The sequence below is a fragment of the Bartonella sp. OC68QHHN genome (assembly GCF_042193875.1).
Lineage (GTDB): Bacteria > Pseudomonadota > Alphaproteobacteria > Rhizobiales > Rhizobiaceae > Bartonella > Bartonella grahamii_A.
Map to the genome: position 1 here is coordinate 37,765 of NZ_JBHIME010000037.1, position 19,718 is coordinate 57,482.

17 protein-coding genes are annotated in these 19,718 nt (G+C 34.9%); 5 read left to right on the forward strand and 12 right to left on the reverse strand.

Translation table 11 applies throughout. The features are described 5' to 3' along the window. Window positions 1-57: 57 nt before the first annotated feature. The gene (gene secG / locus ACFIJ0_RS05920) at window positions 58-510 is read right to left on the reverse strand and encodes a preprotein translocase subunit SecG (RefSeq protein ID WP_375623124.1); all 453 of its coding nucleotides are present in this window, start codon (window positions 508-510) and stop codon (window positions 58-60) included. 82 nt (window positions 511-592) lie between these two features. Further along, window positions 593-1,357 (reverse strand): triose-phosphate isomerase, encoded by a 765-nt coding sequence (gene tpiA / locus ACFIJ0_RS05925; RefSeq protein ID WP_375623122.1) that lies wholly within the window; start codon window positions 1,355-1,357, stop codon window positions 593-595. Window positions 1,358-1,510: 153 nt separating this feature from the next. On the opposite strand from tpiA, the gene ACFIJ0_RS05930 reads away from it, so the two are divergent. Both ACFIJ0_RS05930 and ACFIJ0_RS05935 read left to right on the forward strand, forming a co-directional pair. After that, window positions 1,511-3,400, forward strand: a complete 1,890-nt coding sequence (locus ACFIJ0_RS05930) for a peptidyl-prolyl cis-trans isomerase (protein WP_375623120.1) — start codon at window positions 1,511-1,513, stop codon at window positions 3,398-3,400. 130 nt (window positions 3,401-3,530) lie between these two features. Continuing rightward, entirely contained in the window at window positions 3,531-3,719 is a 189-nt protein-coding gene (locus ACFIJ0_RS05935; protein WP_375623118.1) for a hypothetical protein, read from the forward strand. A 593-nt stretch (window positions 3,720-4,312) separates the two neighbouring features. On the opposite strand, the gene ACFIJ0_RS05940 is transcribed toward ACFIJ0_RS05935, so the two are convergent. The 9 genes from ACFIJ0_RS05940 to tatA all read right to left on the reverse strand — a co-directional run bounded on the left by ACFIJ0_RS05940 (window position 4,313) and on the right by tatA (window position 12,987). Then, window positions 4,313-5,173 (reverse strand): phytoene/squalene synthase family protein, encoded by an 861-nt coding sequence (locus ACFIJ0_RS05940; protein ID WP_375623116.1) that lies wholly within the window; start codon window positions 5,171-5,173, stop codon window positions 4,313-4,315. A gap of 881 nt (window positions 5,174-6,054) precedes the next feature. Beyond that, window positions 6,055-6,441, reverse strand: a complete 387-nt coding sequence (locus tag ACFIJ0_RS05945) for an Mth938-like domain-containing protein (RefSeq protein ID WP_375623114.1) — start codon at window positions 6,439-6,441, stop codon at window positions 6,055-6,057. Window positions 6,442-6,898: 457 nt separating this feature from the next. Further along, entirely contained in the window at window positions 6,899-7,351 is a 453-nt protein-coding gene (yajC, locus tag ACFIJ0_RS05950) for a preprotein translocase subunit YajC (protein WP_375623113.1), read from the reverse strand. A gap of 616 nt (window positions 7,352-7,967) precedes the next feature. Further along, on the reverse strand, window positions 7,968-9,149 hold the full coding sequence (locus ACFIJ0_RS05955; protein ID WP_375623111.1) for a peptidoglycan DD-metalloendopeptidase family protein: 1,182 nt from the start codon (window positions 9,147-9,149) through the stop codon (window positions 7,968-7,970). Between the two features lie 155 nt (window positions 9,150-9,304). Continuing rightward, complete coding sequence (locus ACFIJ0_RS05960) at window positions 9,305-9,964, reverse strand: protein-L-isoaspartate(D-aspartate) O-methyltransferase (protein WP_375623166.1); 660 nt, start codon at window positions 9,962-9,964, stop codon at window positions 9,305-9,307. 133 nt (window positions 9,965-10,097) lie between these two features. Continuing rightward, window positions 10,098-11,375 (reverse strand): serine--tRNA ligase, encoded by a 1,278-nt coding sequence (serS, locus tag ACFIJ0_RS05965; RefSeq protein WP_375623110.1) that lies wholly within the window; start codon window positions 11,373-11,375, stop codon window positions 10,098-10,100. Between the two features lie 61 nt (window positions 11,376-11,436). Further along, window positions 11,437-12,219 (reverse strand): twin-arginine translocase subunit TatC, encoded by a 783-nt coding sequence (tatC, locus tag ACFIJ0_RS05970; RefSeq protein WP_375623108.1) that lies wholly within the window; start codon window positions 12,217-12,219, stop codon window positions 11,437-11,439. Next, window positions 12,216-12,620 carry a twin-arginine translocase subunit TatB gene (locus ACFIJ0_RS05975; protein ID WP_375623106.1) on the reverse strand — a complete coding sequence of 135 codons (405 nt, stop codon included), beginning with the start codon at window positions 12,618-12,620 and terminating at the stop codon, window positions 12,216-12,218. The genes tatC and ACFIJ0_RS05975 overlap by 4 nt, the downstream gene beginning before the upstream one ends. A 55-nt stretch (window positions 12,621-12,675) precedes the next feature. Then, window positions 12,676-12,987 carry a twin-arginine translocase TatA/TatE family subunit gene (gene tatA, locus ACFIJ0_RS05980; protein WP_375623104.1) on the reverse strand — a complete coding sequence of 104 codons (312 nt, stop codon included), beginning with the start codon at window positions 12,985-12,987 and terminating at the stop codon, window positions 12,676-12,678. 1,639 nt (window positions 12,988-14,626) lie between these two features. On the opposite strand from tatA, the gene ACFIJ0_RS05985 reads away from it, so the two are divergent. The 3 genes from ACFIJ0_RS05985 (at window position 14,627) to pgsA (ending at window position 18,523) form a co-directional block, all read left to right on the forward strand. Continuing rightward, the gene (locus ACFIJ0_RS05985; RefSeq protein ID WP_375623102.1) at window positions 14,627-15,490 is read left to right on the forward strand and encodes a 23S rRNA (adenine(2030)-N(6))-methyltransferase RlmJ; all 864 of its coding nucleotides are present in this window, start codon (window positions 14,627-14,629) and stop codon (window positions 15,488-15,490) included. A gap of 399 nt (window positions 15,491-15,889) precedes the next feature. Further along, the gene (gene uvrC, locus ACFIJ0_RS05990) at window positions 15,890-17,869 is read left to right on the forward strand and encodes an excinuclease ABC subunit UvrC (protein WP_375623100.1); all 1,980 of its coding nucleotides are present in this window, start codon (window positions 15,890-15,892) and stop codon (window positions 17,867-17,869) included. A gap of 72 nt (window positions 17,870-17,941) precedes the next feature. Next, window positions 17,942-18,523, forward strand: a complete 582-nt coding sequence (gene pgsA / locus ACFIJ0_RS05995) for a CDP-diacylglycerol--glycerol-3-phosphate 3-phosphatidyltransferase (RefSeq protein WP_012754979.1) — start codon at window positions 17,942-17,944, stop codon at window positions 18,521-18,523. Between the two features lie 319 nt (window positions 18,524-18,842). Here pgsA and ndk read toward each other — a convergent pair whose 3' ends face one another. Beyond that, complete coding sequence (gene ndk / locus ACFIJ0_RS06000; RefSeq protein WP_375623098.1) at window positions 18,843-19,265, reverse strand: nucleoside-diphosphate kinase; 423 nt, start codon at window positions 19,263-19,265, stop codon at window positions 18,843-18,845. Window positions 19,266-19,718: the final 453 nt, after the last annotated feature.

Consider the following 19,718-nt stretch of genomic DNA (forward strand, 5'->3'; position numbering starts at 1 on the left):
TAAAATAAAAAAGGTGAAAAAATCACCTTTTAAAAAAGTCTATATTTTCTAAAAAAACTATTTTGCACTGTTATCCGGAACTGTATTTTCAAGAACTGGTGGAACTGGACTTTCTGCTTCAGGATTTGTCGACTGTTTCTGTTCTTGCGGAAAATTCGAAGTGCCTCCTAGCTGTTCAAGAATAGAAGGGGAAGACTCACCATCTGATGATGGGACTGATCCTGAGCCTTTATTGTTAGAATTCTGCTCTGAATTAACCGGTATACGCTTTAAAATATCAGAACTAGAACTTGATATATTACCCACCACAGTAAGTCCAATAGACACAACAAAAAAACAACAAGCTAAAATAGCAGTCAAACGTGTTAAAGGGTTCCGAGATCCACGAGTTTTCATCAACCCTGAGCTATTACTCACACCCAGCCCACCACCTTCTGAAGGTTGGATTAATATAACACCAACCAAAGTAATCACAATCAACAAATGAATAACTATAAGTACTGTTTGCATAAACCCTGCTCTTCAAATAACTCTTTCATAGCTATTTACACATAAATAACACACAATCCAAGGGGAAACTCAAATTTCTCTGCTATAGTTTACGACAAACATCGCCAATAGTTAAAAAATCAACCGCTTTTAAGCTTGCTCCACCTATCAAAGCGCCATTAACATGAGGAATGCTTAAAAGCTCAAATGCATTGGATGGCTTTACAGATCCACCATAAAGCAAACGTATCTTATTGCCTTCATCACCAAAACGAGAACGCACCTTATCACGAATGAAATGATGTATTTTTGCAATATCTTCTGGAGTCGCTGTATTGCCGGTGCCTATCGCCCAAACAGGTTCATAAGCGATAATGGTATTCTCTGCTGTTGCATCATCTGGTAAAGATTCTTCAAGCTGCTGCGTAAGAATATCCAGTACTTTATTATTATTACGCTCCTCCAATGCTTCACCAATACACACAAGAGCCACAAGACCTGCTCGCCACGCAGCTTGCACTTTGGCACAGACAATCGCATCATTTTCCTGATACACTGTACGACGTTCTGAATGCCCAATAATGACATGACTTGCTCCTGCTTCTTTAAGCATAAAAGCTGAAATATCTCCAGTATAGGGGCCATAATCATCAAAATGACAATTTTGTCCTCCCAAAAGGAGATTTTCACCATCCAGCATATCAGAAGCACGAGATAAAAGCGTTGCTGGGACACAAATAAGCGCCTCAAAAAGATGACTGAGATCAGAGCTAACGCCTGTAGCAATAGCACACAACTCTCCAAGCGATTCACTCGTTCCATTCATTTTCCAATTTCCAGCAAGAAAAGGCCGAATATTTGGAGACATATTTTCACCTCAAGAACTCTTACAATACATTGTTTATCTGTAGGTACCAAATTATAACATGAAAGCAAGTCTTTAAAGCTTGCATCTTTCATCTCTTTATTGCAAATTCCATTATAGCTTTGATAATAACTCACACAAAAATGGACTTGAACAATGCTTGACATCATAAGAAATGCTACGAATTCTTGGATTTCTAGAATTTTCCTTGCTATTTTACTCTTATGCTTCATTCTTCTATGGGGAATACCGCAGTTACACAAAAAAAGTGAAAGAGATCTTATTACTTCTGGAAAGTCCACAGTAACTGTCGATGATTATCGTCTTGCACTTTCCGATCAAAGCGCACGTTTAGCATATGCTGCTCATCTTGGACGAATGTTTACAGCAAATGAAATGCAACAATACCAAATTCCTGCTTTTGTGTTTAAACAATTACAACAAAATGTACTGCTTGATGAACAAGCACGTAAAATGAAAATAAGTCTTTCAAAAGATACAATAGCTCATACAATTGGTTCTGATAAGATGTTCCAGGTAAATGGCACTTTTGATAAAAATTTGTTTTATAACTATCTTCAGCATTTACGTATTAGTGAAAGTGCTTTTCTTAATTATTACACCAAACAAGAAAAACGTAACCAACTTATTTCAGCTTTGCTTTCTGATATGAAAGCACCAAATCTCTTTTATAAAGCACTTGCTCTTTATCAAGGAGAAATGCGTATTGCTGATTATCTCGTTATTGATCTAAAAGAAAAGGAAACAATTGCTGATCCTGATCACGAAACACTACAAAAATGGTTTGAAACACATCAAAGTCAATTTCGTGCTCCAGAATACCGTACTGTCTCTTTATTATCTATGGAGCTTAATGATTTCGTAAAACCTAAAGATATCTCCACAGATGAGGTGAAAGCCTATTATACACAAAATGCTTCACGTTTTGTAACGCCTGAAAAGCGTACATTCGAAGAACTGCGATTCCCCTCACGTGAGGAAGCCGATAATGCAGCAAAAAAAATAGCTGATGGATTGAGTTTTGATGAACTGGTAAAAGCTGAAAAAAAGACTCTTAGCGACATAAAAAAAGGACCTCTCACAGAAAATGAACTTCCTAATCATCTAAAATCTGAAATTTTTGAACTTCAACAAGGCCAAGTCAGCACTGTGATAAATGACTTACAGGGACCTGTTATCATTCGCGTCACGCATATTGAACCCTCAAGCTCTCTTCCTCTTGAAAGTGTAGAAGAAAATATTCGCCAAACACTTGCCAAAAATCGTGCTACTGATGATATCCGTAACAATTATGTAGCCATTGAAAATGCTCTTTTTGAGGGTGCTTCTCTCAAAGAGCTGGCTGACCAATATAAGTTATCTTTGCGCACAATTACCATCGATAAAACGGGAAAAACGCTTGAAGGTGCAATACTCACGGATTTACCTCAAAAAGATATTTTACTGAATGCCATCTATCAATCAAACGAAGGAGTCAATCTTGATCCTCTCTCTTTTCAAAATGGTGGATATCTCTGGTATAAGGTCAATAAAATTATTCCTGCCCGCGATAAGACATTTGAAGAGGCTAAGCTAGATGTTCTTTCTCAATGGAAAAGTGAGAAAATCCAACGTCTTCTTGATGATAAAGCCCAAAATGCTCTCAAACAGCTCACGGAAGGAAAAAGTCTCGTTGCTCTTGCTCGTACCCTTGGTGTTATAAAACAAACAACACCAGCCCTCCGGCGTCAAGACTCATCTGAAACCCTTGGCGTTGAAGGAATTAAAGCATTATTTGCAGCTCCCAAAGGTCATTATGGCGTCATAAAAGGTCCGGTTGCAACAAACCGTATCATTTATCAAATAAAGACTGTAACCATGCCTAAAGATATCACCCCTCATACTCTTCCAACTGAGGTCCGCGCCAATATAGATATGATGATAAGAGAAGATCTCAGGCTAGAAATGCTACAAGTTGCCAATAAAGAACATCCTTTGGAAATTAATAGCACAAATTATAATCAGATCTTTAACGCTCTCCAATAAAAATATTATGCATAATTTAAAGAACTTATTTGATAAAGTTTCCATCAGCTCTTCGTATATAGTTGAAGTGGTGAGATAGATCTCTTGTTTGGATATCTTAGGATCAGCATTTGTATAATGATTAATTCTCTTGCAAATCAGTGCATGTATAGATTTGCGAGAAAATAGCCAATGGAATGTAGAGTCGTTTTTGCAACGCATTAACAAATATTATCCATCCAAAGGTTGTAAAGATTGTCATCCATTAAGCTATAAAGGTCATCACTATCGTCATTCATTTATAGGTCATCGTATTGCTACTCTTAATATTCATTCATAAGGAGCGTATTGCTTCTTCCTTAAATGATTTCATTTACACACCCAGCTTATGATATACAAAAAAACTATTTTTAAAATTCATTATAAAAATGAAGAAATCTTTTTCTATTCAAGACTCTTATTCAATATGAGAAAAAACGAATTATCATTATAAATCAATATATTCATAAATCATAACAGTCATCAATTATGATGTTATCATTTCTCAAAAATAAGAGTTTTTATAGACTTATAGACTGGCAAGATAACTTCTCTCATAAAATAGAAATTTTATTTCATTTGCAAATGAGATACAATCAATACATTCAGAGTACTTAAAAGTTCTTCATCAAACAAACCAATGTATTGAACTTTATCTCATGTTTTTCTTTCTCTGCATCTCACCCAACCGATACACTAAATAAAAGGTATTACTGATGAAGAAATATACCGTATTTTTAAGATCATAAAATTTCTTATTCTTTTGCGTTCATAACAACCAAAACATCAACATTTTTTATAACAAAAAAATGGTTTGGAATCACAATAGCTCTTTTTATCTTCATATGAGAAAATCAGTCTATATGTTACCCATTCCAACGTGCTAATATTCTTTTACAATATCTTTGGAAAGTTGCCGCTTATTGCTGCCCTTGTTATCAACCAATAGCGATATATCAATGGCAAAGTTGCGCTCTCTTGAAAAATTGCAGCCCCCAGCTGTATAGCTTTTTGAAGAGAAGCCGGTACAATGACCAATGGAAGAAAAGCTGGCTTAAGAATTCTCGGTAAAGCACAAGAATACTCGTAAAATTGGGTATAATGATCGCGCGATAATGCTACCATAGCTTCAACAATACGACCCTTTTGTTGATCACTGAGACGATGAGATTCCAAATCTTCCCTATTCACTCCTACAGCCTTTAATATATCAGTAGGTAAATAATATTGATATCGTGATTGCATGAATGATAAAAGACGCAATACACCGCTTAATCCTTGAGAAATCCCTCCATGTTCATAGATATCTGTAAACTCTTGTGCAGTATCAGGATCTAATATCTGACAAGAAAGTTGTAAAATTATGCTTGCTGTCTCACCACAATAATGCTTTAGATCATGAAGTGTTTCTATTGGATTGTGATAAAGATCTGAAATTTGTGCATTACAATAACGTAAAAAAGCTGTCTTAGGTAAATTAAAAAGAGTCATTGCTTTCAATAAATCAATCAAAATCGGATTATTGCCACTCGTTTGCATTTCACCATGAGCAATAGAATCATACCACCAACGTAACCGTATTTCTCCTATGAGTGGATCATGTACACTTTCGCGAATACGAGAAACTTCAGCATTAAATACATAAAGAGCAGCCAATGCTTGGCGCTTTTTTTTAGGTGCAAATAAAACCGATATATAGCGATCACGATCCATGGTACGTAAAATATCAAGACAATAAGGAAGAGAGCCTATCATTCTATGAACCTATCAACGTCCCTTTTTTAGCAATTAAATGACTATCCTCTTTTTATTCATATTAAAAAATAAGGGATAAGCAAATACAGTTCAGAAAATAAGATTTTTAAATGTGTCTCTTAACTGTATTATGAATTAAAATTTCTTTTCTAGTCACTTTTCGTTTTAGAACGAAAAAAATTAAATAAATAATTTTTCTGATAAAACTTATCTTATCGGACTAAAGTTTTCATTTGCAGTAAAAAAAGCTGAAAACTAATTGTAACATGCATAGTAAAACTTAGATCAACAAAAAACGCAAAACACTTTTTCACTGAATAGATAACAATGTTATTTTATAAAAAATGCACTGATCACAAAAACTTCATTAAATCATTGACCTCCTCCCCATCCTAAAGGTCAAAGATTCCTACCAACACCAATTTGTAAAAAATACAATTGCTCTCGGTGAGTTTCTATTACTATCAATACATTGATTTATAATCATAATTTGTTGTTTTATATGTTAAATTAGAATCCCAAATATCGTAGAATGCTTTCATTTCAAACCAATTCCATGTTGAATCAATCAAAACTATTCCCTTGCACATCACAAGCCGGGCTGGCTTGTAGATAAAAACTGTATAAGACAGAATTAAAACTGCCTCTTATGAACTGTCTCAAGTGCTAAGAGTTGATCACTCATGTGATTCATTAGGAACTACGAGCAAAGCTCTCCCCTGAATACTTGCTGCTGTATTTAAAAACACTTAATGTGTTAAGTTATGTATATTCTATACCCCTTATATTACCACCTTAAACGACAGTATTTTACGGCGCTGCAAAATAATCACACAAGTCTTTTATACTAGATGAGAGCATTTGTTTTATTAAACAATACTCTATTCTACAGCAAATAATAACGCTGCAACAGCGCGATCTTCAGCCAATAAAACATTAAATGTACGCACCGCTGCTCCCGTACTCATTGTATCTGATGAAATACGTTTTTCCCATAAAAGCACCCGTAACTCTTCAGGTAATCGCAATAATTCAATTCCAGTACCTATTAATAAAACTTCGATTTCAGAAGCTTCTTCTAAAATACGAGATATATCCCCTTGAGTGGGAATAGGACCTACCATGTCAATGCCATAAATACCTGATGGAACACAAATAATAGAACCTCTATGAGACATATCAGCAAAACGAAATCCACCATTTCCATAAGCATCAATAGGCGCGCGACTTGGAAAATGTGCTTCACGAATTTGAATTGCATCGAACATGAACAAGCACCCTTTATTTTTGAATAATCCAATTGTCTTTTCTACTTCTCACCATAAAAATTAAAGGAAAGCTGATACAAACATTGATATATTAACCATAGCTTATATTGAGGTAAATTTTTATTTAAAACCCTGATCTACTCATACAATAAATATATGAAAATTTGACAATAAACCGCGATCAAATGCTATACCTGTTTAAATAAATCTATCTTTTAAAAAGTTTCCTCAGCTTATTTACTCATAAATTTCTTTTTATAGAAGCAATGATCTTGTTTAAAAAACAGAAAAAATTGTGTAACATTTTATAAATAAAGCAACTACTTTAATAATCTCAAGAAAACAAAAACCCATTTTCTGTAGCCACTATAAAAGCCACTTTTCCAATGAAATTGTCTTGATCTTGCCAAGCTTTTTATAAAAATGCCTAAAAAATGGAATAAACTGCTATTACACCTTAAGATGCATTTTCCTTTGATATAGTTTTTTTCTCTTTAGAGATACTCATATCCTCTTTCGTTGTCATTTTAGATTTAGGCTTTTGTGGTGTTTTTGCTTTAGCATTAAGCTTTGATTTTTTTTCTGCAATCGGCTCACCTTTAACGCGCACATCAGCTAATGTTGAGCGAATAACACGAATATTCATACTCTCACCAATTTCAACCTCTAATTCACCACTCTCGTCGTGAACCTTCGTAACCTTGCCGATAATACCACCACCCGTTATAACTGTATCACCACGACGTACTGCATTAAGCATTTCTTGGCGTTTTTTCATTTGGGCACGCTGTGGACGAATGATAAAAAAATACATAATTGCAAAAATTAAAATGAGTGGGACAGCGCTAACAAATGAAATTCCACCGGAAACATCGCCTGCAACTTGAGCATAAGCGTTCGTAATAAACATTTTTATCTCCTATAGTTAAACCTCAGGTATTTCCCACTCTATTAAAATAAAATTCCGATTCAGAAAAAATTCTTAAGAGACAGAATACCAAAATACAATGAGAAAAATCTTAAAAAATAGTTTCATTTTCCCCATTATATGTCCTACAATATAAATCTTTTCACTAACTCAATAAATGATACAAGATAATTTTTCTAATGAAAAAACTTTAATTTATATAGATCATTTATCGTTTTTGATATCGAATGACAGACATAAATACAGTAAAACGCTCTCATTTCAAACCCTCTGAATTAATCAAAATGATTTTCTTGTATGTCATATATATGAAAGAAGCCTGTAGATAAAAACTTTTTAAGAAAGGCGTAAAATATCTTTTTTCATGCTTCTCTCAAATGCAAGAGCAGTTGGAACACTGAAAGCTGACAAATAAGAATGATGCTATTGTCTTACACTTTCATAAACACAAAGATGGTAATATCTAACGACTCCAACGAACTACTCTCCTTATACCAATGATTTTTTGCTTCAGTGTTATTGGTTTAAGAAAATCAATTGTTTTTCATGACGTTTCTATAAACTGTAAGACTATTCAAATTTAAAAATCATCAATAAATTAGTTTTCTAAATATTTAAGGGGATCAACAGGTAATGAATTCTTACGCATCTCAAAATAGACACGTGGTGTTTTAACATTTCCTGAAACACCAGATTTAGCAATCTCATCACCGCGTCTTATCCTTTGTCCTTTGTTAACAACAAGCTTACTGTTACATCCATAAATAGTGATAATATTATTTTCATGTCGAATCATCACAACATTACCAAGCTCTTTTAATCCATCTCCCGCGTAAATAACAACACCATTTTCTGCCGCCTTTACCGAAGACCCTTCAGGCACTGCAATATCTATTCCTCGATTCATTACTGTTCCCTTTTTTTGACCGAACTGGCTTAATAAACGCCCTCGTACTGGCCACCGCATCTTAGAAATTCCTGTAGCTTGCGGAGTCATCATATTATCTGTATTCGTAACAGTACTTGATAAACCAGTCTCATGATTCAATTGCGTCATCTGCTTAGAAAAACTTTTCTCAGAACTTGATTTGTTCATCTTTGCAGAAGGTAGCGTTGTTACAGGAGCTTTGTATGTAGGAGAGGACTTCTTGTTTTTTATAGAAGACACCACTTGAGATTGGAATGCAGATTCTGTTGTTGACACTGCCCAATCGTTATTATTGTATGCATTTGAAGCCGCTAATGTACGCCTGCTTGGGACAACAAGTACCTGACCGATATAAATGGAATTGCTGTTTATACCATTTGCTAATTTTAATGCCTCAACACTGACCCCTATTTGTCGTGCAATACTGAGTAGTGTATCTCCACTCTGGACAATATAAGAGTTTCGCTGAAAAATAGGAGATTTATCCATTTGTGAACGGGAAAGTGTTCCAAGATTACGTGGAGGGGGGGCCATAACACGCCCATCAGAAGAAGTTATCCTACCTTGATGTGGAAAATCATAGGGAGAATTGTCATCTCTCCACGAATCATCACTTGATTCCACAGGCGGCAATTCAGTGCTTTGTATCATACCACTACCGTACGATAGCATTCGCGGATCTGTAGACATAGTGCTCGATATATTTGATTGAGATGATACCATACGATGAGAGATAATATTGGAAAAACGCTGTGTACCAGAACTACAACCAGCAACAATAGTTACCACCGCTAAAAAAGTTATTCTCTGAAAATTATGCTGGAAAATATTATCCAAAGCTTTTAAACACATCGTTTTGCTCACTCATCAATAATCAACTCACTCCATTAAAGCTTTTTTAAATTACCGAACAGTTAAAATGAGATGTTTTATTCATAAATATCTTTATATAAGATCAAAATGAATTTAACGCAGACTATTTGCAGCAATTTCTTAGCTTTTAAAAATTAAAGTATCTCCGCAATGCCTTTAATAAAAGGTTGGTAACGCACTTGAAACAGTTCTAAACACTCAAATCGACTTCCAATTTTTGTATAGCGCGTCACCGTTTGTACCCCTTCGTCAGGTCCTATCGCCTGAATGAGAATTCCATTTTCAGCTAAAAGTTCTAAAAATTCCTTGGGTTCATCAAAACGTGATGGCCAAATAAGAATGCGATCAAATGATCCCAAGCCTGTCACACTATGACTTCCATCAATCTGCCGTATAACAATATTTTCAATTCCTAAAGTTTGAAATTTTTGGCGCGCCAAATCAACAAGCGTTTTATAACGATCAATCGTTGTCACACGGTCACTCAAACATGCCATAAGAGCAGTACAGAAACCAGATCCTGTACCAATTTCTAAGACGCGATTCCTTTTTTTCAACGATAATGCCGAAAGAATTAAGAGTTGTTCTTCCAAACGTTCCATATATTCACCACACTCAAGGGGAATAACTTTATTATCATAAGCACTATTAAACCAAGGAGCAGAAACAAACTTTTGACGTGGAATTTTCTCTAATGCCGAAAAAAATCGCACGTCATCAATGCCTTTGCTACGCATTTTCAGTACAAGAGCGGCTAACTCCTCACGAAATTGTAAAATACCCTTTTGCCCCATAGTATCATTCAATCTCCAATGGAGGCGCACTTTTATCATACTGACAAACTGCTTCTTTTAAAATGGCAAAAACTTGCGTTTTCATATCATCACCTCTTGGCAATAAACGCATATTGTCTCTCCTTTCGTAAAATTAAGCAGTAATACAACGCATGCCTCCCATATAAGGTTGTAAAACATCTGGAACAATAATTGATCCATCAGCCTGTTGATAATTTTCAAGCACGGCAATAAGACAACGTCCAACAGCTGTACCAGAACCATTAAGGCTATGAACAAAATGTAATTTTTTATCGCCTTCTTTACGATAGCGCGCATTCATACGACGACCTTGAAAATCTCCACAAACTGAACAGCTAGAAATTTCACGATAACATTCTTGACCAGGAAGCCAAACCTCGATGTCATAGGTTTTACGTGCTGCAAACCCCATATCACCCGTAGAAAGAACCACTGTGCGAAAAGGCAAACCAAGCCGTTTTAATATATCTTCTGCACATTCCGTCATACGTTCTAATTCAATTAAAGACTGCTCTTCACTGGTAATCGAGACCATTTCAACTTTCCAAAATTGATGCTGACGCAACATACCGCGCGTATCACGACCGGCTGCTCCCGCCTCTGAACGAAAACAGGGAGATAAAGAAGAAAATCGCAGTGGTAAATCTGATATTTCAAGAATTTCATTGTTGACCAAATTGGTTAATGGCACTTCTGCTGTAGAAATAAGCCATCGACCATCTGTTGTACGAAAAAGGTCTTCAGCAAATTTCGGCAATTGTGCTGCTCCGTAAACAATCTCATCACGAACAAGAAGAGGTATTGAGACTTCTGTATAACCATGCTCATTGACATGCACATCAAGCATAAATTGGCCTAATGCTCGTTCTAGCCGTGCTAACGCCCCTGAAAGTACTGTAAAACGTGTTCCAGACAAACGACTAGCTCGTTCAAAATTCATCTGCTTGAGATCTTGACCAAGATCAAAATGTTCCTTTGGTGTAAAATTAAATGTTGGAGGTGTCCCAAAATGTCGAATGACGACATTATCACTTTCATCTTTACCTTCTGGAACATCATCTAATGGAATATTTGGAAGTGCTGAAAGAATTTTCTCAAGACTCTCCGTCAGCTGTTTTTCTTCCGCTGTTGCAGAGGAAAGAAAGACTTTAATCTCTTCACCTTCAGCTCTAAAGCTTTCAGCCATTTGCTGATCAGATACCGCTAAAGCCTGTCCTATTTCCTTTGAAACCGCATTGCGACGTTCCTGCGCCAATTGCACCTTAGCAATATGCGACCGACGTGCAAGATCAAGTTGTATTAACCTTTCAGCTTGTGGCTCAAGACCTCTACTTACGAGTGCTTTATCTAATTTCTCAGGATTGTCACGAATCCACTTAATATCAAGCATAAAAATTCCTCATTTATATTGTTTTTATTCATTTCTTATCGTATAAGATTATACACTTTTCTTAAGCGGATTTTCTTCTCTTTTCTATACTGTAAGCAATTAAAATTGAAATCTCGTAAAGTGCTATCGTTGGTAAAGCCACTGCAAACATCGTAAAAAAATCCGACGGCGTTATGATTCCCGCAATGATAAAAGAGAACAAAATAGCCCATTTTCGTTTAGACACCAAATCATGAGACGTTAAAAATCCAACTTTTGTTAAAAGACTGATGATAAGAGGTAATTGAAAAATCAAACCAAAAATTAGGATAAACGATGTCATAAAGCCCAAATATTCAGAAATACGCACTATAAACTCTATTTTTAAATGAACATCTGGAAGAAATTGTTGAGAAAGGCTAAACCATAGTATTATTGGCGCTAATAGACCATAGACAAACGCTCCTCCAAGACAAAATAAAATAGGCCCCCCAATGAGAAATGGTAAAAAAGCCATACGCTCATTTTTATAAAGCCCTGGTGCAATAAAGCTATAAAACTGAAAAGCCGTATAGGGAAAAGATAAAATAATTCCCCCAAAAGCAGAAAGCTTCATCTTCGTTAAAAAAGTTTCCCATACTTGTGTTGATTGCAAACGAATACCCTCAGGATTACCCCCTGCTATTTTCATTGCCCACTGATATGGCCATAGTAAAAAATTTAAGATATAATCTTTAACAAGAAAACACATCATAAAAGCGATCATAAATGCAACCAAAGCAGCAATAATTCGCTGACGAAGTTCAATTAAATGCTCTAAAAGTGGTGCCATATGAGCATCAACTTCATCTTTCTTAACATTCATGACATATCTTCTTTATCTTTAGAAGCAATAGATACTGTCGTATCTTTATTGGTTACATTGTGATCGCATTCCAAAATTTCTTTACCTTTTTCTGATTTATGGTGTGTTATCTTAACATCCAAATTATCGTGGATATCTTCTAATGTATTTTGAATGGGATCAAAAGTCTCTGTCAACTTCTTGCTTGAATCGCTAATATTCGAAAATGTGTTTTGTAAATCATCGAGCTCGATTTGTCTTATTGCATCATCAAACTGATGACGAAGTTCATTTGCTGTTGAACACATATAAGCTCTTACCTTTGCTATTGTCTTTAATATTTTAGGTAAATCTTTCGGTCCAACGACAATGATGAGAACAAGTAAGATTACGACAAACTCTGGTCCATCAATCCCAAACATCTCTTAATTAGACTTCCTCATCAAAAAATAATGCACAATGATGATTGCGTTTTTGTTATTTGACACGTTGTTTTTTAGCAACAGATGTTTTGCTTTTTTTAGAAGCAGACGAAGCCTTTCTGCGTGCTGTTACATGTTTTACCGATAACGGCTGAGATTGTTGAGATTCTACATCAATTATTTGAGAAGTAGTAGCCATTTCAGCTTTATCCTCAATCCCGTCATCTTCTTCCTTCATATTTTTTTTGAAGGCTTTAATTCCCTTAGCAACATCACCCATTAATTCAGAAATTTTACCGCGACCGAAAAGCACAAAGATAATTAATAAAATTATAATTAAATGCGTTGGTGAAAAAATATTACCCATTACTCTCTCTAACTTTATGCTTTTAAATTTGATTTCATTTATTCATGCTTCCTCTGAAGGAGGTATCAAATATAATATCTTACTTGTATATTTTCTTCTTAATTTAAAAGCAATCATACGCTTTTATTGCAAGAGAACTTTTTATCCTCTCATCCCTTTTTAGCGTATTATAACACAAACCATTCAAAAATGATAAACCGCTTCATACAAAATTCAAAAGGCTTAAAAACTTTTCTAAAATAACTTCATCTGATCTCTCAGGTTACTCATCTTCCTGTAAATAGTATAGCTTATGTCTTTCCTTTTAAACAATGTTGTACATATCATTACAAACATTTCCTACAAATTATCCGTTACTGATAAAGATCATAACATACTGTAAAAAATTTTACGTATTCAATTAAAAAATTCAGAAAGAAAAATCTCTAAAAAACTTTCTTGACACATCATCAGTCTCTTCAAAACTATCATCTTACGTACAACGTTTATTCTTTGCATTGGTAGGAGTTTTATCGTCTATTATTCCATATACAATACGAAATATGAGCCATCATCGCATTCAATTAAATATCTGGCGTGTAAATAAAAAATATTAGCGGAAAGAGTAAAAATGCACTTTATGAACCAGCTCAAGTGCCAAGAGGTATGGCAATACTGCTAAAAAATAAAAATGGTACCAGCTTGCGCCTTTATTCAGTAAAATACCTTCATATAACCAGCTCTCGGAACCGCTGCATGCCCTAACTATTACAAGACTCCGGATTCTAGGCATGCGTTCTCATAATATCATGTGCTTAACCTATCTCAGTATTGAAAACAGAATAGGCATTAATAGAAAATTACATTCAATCAAAAGCATGGAATCAAAACATAATCCATGTAAAAAGAATTTCTTATCCTAGTTTTTTTATAAGATTATCTCATAAAGCCGCTAGATAATACAATATTAGAGATAGATAAACCTATTTACTTTAGTTAAAAATCCCTCATTTTACTGAGATAGCTTGCAGAGAACATATCAATTTTAAAAGTTTTATTTTAGCATCATGCACAATAATCTAGCCATTTAGCGTGTATAATATAAAGCTTGGGCTCCGCTTGAACCAATGAGATTCATTCACACTTTTACAAAAATCTATCACTATAATACCAGCACTTTATTGCTCTATCCATAATTTTATGCTCGCTAAAAAACTGATAAATGTAACAATGTTTTTATCAAGCATTTTAAATTCTTTAATCTTTAAACAAGCAAACCTATGAATGAATTTGAAAGATAACCTTAAATTTTTCAACAAACTTCACTAATATTCTCGTTAATTGATTATCTTTTATAGTTTTCCTGAGAGAGTCCGCGATCATAAAAAACTTCTCTTACAATATAAATATCTCTATTGAAATGTTTGTCCTCTTCCTGTCTATCTTTCATATAAAAAATTTAAAATCTTAACGATTAATCTCATAATATAAAAATAGCCCAATGAATAAATGCTCCCATGACATTAATATTTTTTTCTGTAGTGTATAATTTAGGAGTGAGGGTATTTTTTGATTTATACAAGAGTTTTTTTATGGATATCAATTCTATTATTCTATGCTAATAATCCGGTACAGTTATACACATGATAGAGTTTACTCCATGAATTATCGGCATATTTACCATGCTGGCAATTTTGCTGATGTTTTTAAACACATTATTGTCACTCGCATTGTAGAATATCTCAAACGCAAAGAAAAAGCTTTTCGCGTTATAGATACACATGCTGGAATCGGTATTTATGACCTTTCTTCTTTAGAAGCACATAAAACAGGAGAGTGGCGCGAAGGTGTCCAACGACTTTTTTCAACTCCTATCCCAGAAGATTTAAGAGCACTCCTTTGTCCATGGAGTGATATCATTGATACCCTCAATAAAGGAGAAAAAGAAATTGTATTTTATCCTGGATCTCCTGTTCTTATTCGTCAATTATTACGGAAACAAGATCGCCTTACCGCAATAGAATTACACAATGAAGATTATCATATTTTAGCAAAAAACTTTGCAGGAGATTATCAGACAAAAGTTCTGCATTTAGATGGTTGGCTTTCCTTAAATGCTCATGTACCACCAAAAGAAAAACGTGGGTTTATCCTTGTTGACCCTCCCTTTGAAAAAACTGGAGAATTTTCCCGCCTTATTGAGGGATTAACGACAGCCTATCGTCGCTTTTCTGGAGGGGTCTACGCTTTATGGTATCCTGTTAAATATGACAAAGAAATTGAAAGTTTTCTTCACGCACTTTATCAAACAGGAATTCCTAAGATTCTACAGCTTGAAATGCGTATCCGAAAAAGTTCAAGTCCACCGACAATGAATGGAAGTGGTATGATTATTATTAACCCTCCCTACCTTTTGGAAGAAGAAATGAAAAAACTCAGCCCCTTTCTTATCAACCGTCTAGGACAAGATGAAAATGCTCAAATAACGCATAAGTGGATTCAAAAAGAACCTCTATTATGTTAGATCTTTCTCTATATTTTTCCTAAATCGAATATCATGTTGTAAGATATAAAGGCTTTGAATGATAAAGTTCTTTCATTCTTTGGATAAGATCAACATTATTATAATGATACGCTAATAACGATCAGCGTGAATTAATTTTTTTCCTTTTAGAAAGTCTATCCTCTTCATCATCATGGATTTCCTATTCCAATCATTTTAATGGATAAATTGGGCAAATTCATAAAGCTGTCTTAGAATAACAACTCTCATCTTTTTTATGAAAGATCAGCTCTCTAAAATCATACTCTTATGCTATAAGATATATTTATAGAAAAAAATTAATAAAGACATAAATAATCGTTATTTAATAAAAAAGAATATTTCATATATTAAACAAAAAACATATTCTTAATAAACGGAATGGTCCTGAAACATAATACAAATTGTCCGCAAAACGAACGAGAAAAGCTTTCTTTTCTCTCTAACATTACATGGAATAATGCCAATCAAAGCAATGAAAAAAATCAATTCCAAGGTATCAAATTCATACAAGAGTTTGTTAGACACCTTCCGCATAAGCCAGGGGTTTACCGGATGATTGGTAAAAATGGTGATATTCTCTATGTTGGCAAAGCCCGTAATCTCAAAAAACGTGTTTCAAACTATACACGTGAACAAGGACACAATAATCGTATTACCCGCATGATTCGTGCAACATATCATATGGAATTTATCGTCACCCATACAGAAACAGAAGCACTCCTTTTAGAAGCAAATCTCATCAAAAGATTGCATCCACATTTTAATGTATTACTACGTGATGATAAAAGTTTTCCTTATATTATGATTACAGATGATCATCGAGTGCCTGCACTTTACAAACATCGTGGTGCTCGAACACGAAAAGCTCACTATTTTGGTCCTTTTGCTTCTGCTGGTGCAGTGACACAAACAGTTCATGTTTTACAACGCGCCTTTTTATTACGAACCTGTACTGATTCAGTTTTTGAAAACCGTACACGCCCCTGTTTGCTTTATCAAATTAAGCGATGTTCTGCACCTTGTACCCATGAAATTAGTGACAATGATTATAAAGAACTGGTGAGAGGAGCCAAAGCGTTCCTTTCGGGAAAAAATCAATCTGTTAAAAACGATATGGTTCAAGCTATGCATAAAGCTGCAGAAAATCTTGATTTTGAACAAGCAGCTTCCTATCGTGACCGCTTATCAGCCCTTTCTCATATACAAAGCCATCAAGGTATTAATCCTCAAACGATAAAAGAAGCGGATGTATTTGCAATTGCACAAAAAGAAGGAATGACCTGTATTCAAGTGTTCTTTTTTCGCATGGGACAAAATTGGGGAAACCGTGCCTATTTTCCTAAAGCAGACCTCTCTTTTTCCCGTACTGAAATTTTAGCGAGTTTTCTTGCCCAATTTTACGATGATAAACCACCTCCAAAAAGCATCCTTTTATCTGAAGAAATTGAAGAAAAGACACTTCTTACAGAAGCATTGAATCTCAAAGTAAATCACAAAGTGTCTCTCTCTTTACCCAAACAAGGTGAACGGAAAACTCTTGTTAAACACGCCTATCTCAATGCTTATGAAGCACTTGAACATAAGCTTTCTGAAACAGCCACCCATACAAAATTGCTTCAAGGTCTTGCTAAAACATTCCAACTACCTTTTCCTCCACGCCGGATAGAAGTTTATGACAATTCTCATATCATGGGAACAAATGCTGTAGGGGCTATGATTGTTGCTGGTCAAATGGGATTTGTTAAAAATCAATATAGAAAATTCAACATTCGCTCAATAGATATCACGCCTGGCGATGATTTTGGCATGATGAAAGAAGTGATTAAACGAAGATTTTCACGCCTTATCGAAGAGCATGATCTGCCAAATAGAAGTCATGACATAAAAGATGATAATCTTTTTCCCATTTGGCCTGATCTTATCTTAATCGATGGTGGTGAAGGACAAATCAACAGCGTACATGCAATACTTGCTGAATTACAATTAAATGACCTCTTTACAGTTGTTGGAATCGCCAAAGGTGTTGACCGTCATGCGGGACGTGAACGATTTTTTATAAAAGGTATCCCCCCCTTTACACTTCCTCCACGTGATCCTATCCTCTATTTTTTGCAACGTCTGCGTGATGAAGCACACCGTTTTGCGATTGGAGCTCATAGGATAAAACGAAAAAAAACAACATTCAAAAACCCACTTGATGAAATCGAAAATATTGGTCCGACAAGAAAGCGTGCGTTGCTTCATCATTTTGGAAGTGCCAAGGCTGTTGCTAGTGCCTCACTTGAAGATTTAAAAAAAGTTACAGGAATCTCCATGACAATTGCACAAAAAATTCATAACCATTTTCATGAAAAATAGACTTGTTTCATAACCTTCGCCTTGTTACGTTTAGGAAATATATTCTCTTTCACAAGAATTGAAAATGGCTCCATGAAAAATCATACTTTTTCTTTTCCAAATATTTTAACTTATGCACGAATTGTTGCAGTCCCAATGGTTGTTGCATGCTTTTTTTTAGAAGGGCGACTACAATCAAGTGATATCACTCGCTGGATTGCTGTGTCCATTTTTATCGTTGCATCCATTACTGACTTTCTTGACGGTTACCTTGCTCGTATTTGGGAACAAACATCCAATATTGGTCGCATGTTAGATCCAATTGCCGATAAACTTCTTGTCTCTGCTTGTTTGCTCTTGCTTGCCGCAGACAGTACTATCGCTGGGTGGACACTATGGGCAGCTATTATCATTCTTTGCAGAGAAATTCTTGTATCGGGATTACGTGAATATTTGGCTGAGTTAAAAGTTAGTGTTCCTGTCTCTCGTCTTGCAAAATGGAAAACTTTTGTACAGATGATCGCTATTGTATTTCTTTTAGCTGGACCAGCCGGTAATAAAATTTTCCCTTACACAGTAGAGTTTGGCATTACTATGCTGTGGATTGCTGCTCTCCTTACATTGTGGACAGGATGGGATTATTTTCGTGCAGGTTTAAAACACGTTATCCTATGAAGAGTATGGAGATTTATCTTTTATACTTAAATAAGAGATGAGAATAGCATAAGATTGATTTATTTTAAATCTATTAATGACAAATCAATAAAACACTTTTTTGTACATTACAAATAAGGGTGGCATGTAGATAAAATCCCTTCAAAAAAGAGTAAATAGATTTTATATTCTCGCAAAAGCAATTGTAATATTGAAAGCTAAAAAATGATGAATGCTCCCTATGCTTTCAAAAAAATCTATAATCTTATAAGCAAAAAACCGAAATATAGTGTTTCGGATTTTTGCTTCTTATATACGCTTTATTATTATAAACGCTTTATTAACCAACAATTTCTACCTCAGAAAACCAAAAGGCGATTTCTGTTTTTGCCGTTTCAGCGCTATCAGATCCATGAACAGAATTTTCGCCAATCGATAACGCATGAACCTTACGAATTGTCCCTTCTTCTGCATCACTAGGATTCGTAGCCCCCATTACTTCACGGTTTTTAGCTATTGCATTTTCGCCTTCCAAAACTTGTACAATGGTTGGACCAGAAGACATGAATTCAACCAATTCACTAAAAAAGGGGCGTTCTTTATGAACAGCATAAAAATTTTCAGCCTCACGTTTGCTCATCCAGACACGTTTAGACGCAATAACACGTAGCTCCGCTTCCTCAAGCATTTTAGTAATTGCGCCAGTCAAATTACGACGGGTTGCATCTGGTTTAATCATCGAAAAAGTACGCTCTAAAGCCATTTAACCACCTTTATTTTATTTATAACATTCTCTCGCTATTTCTATAACGAACAAGAACGACTTTGCCAAATGACTCTGCAAAAATCTACACAAATTCTTAAAAATATAGAATGAATTATAAAGAAAACTTTAATAGAAATACTTGTAATTGCTCATCCCATCATAAAGATGCTCTACCGACTTTCAATAAATATTGAATCTTCTTGCATAATCTTAAATGCTTCTCATAAAATTTATCATTGAAGCAATAAAAAATCATAAGAAAAGCCTAACATGCAAAATATATACCTTTTTGAAAGCCTTCTTCTTTAAAGAGGACGAACCTAGACACTTCGATCTAGGTTTAAAAATCCTTCTACACATATTGAGATCAATCAAAAAATAACCATATAATTAAAAACTATAGCGTACACCTAAAATAGCCTGAAGGGACTGTTTTGTTTTACGTCCTTT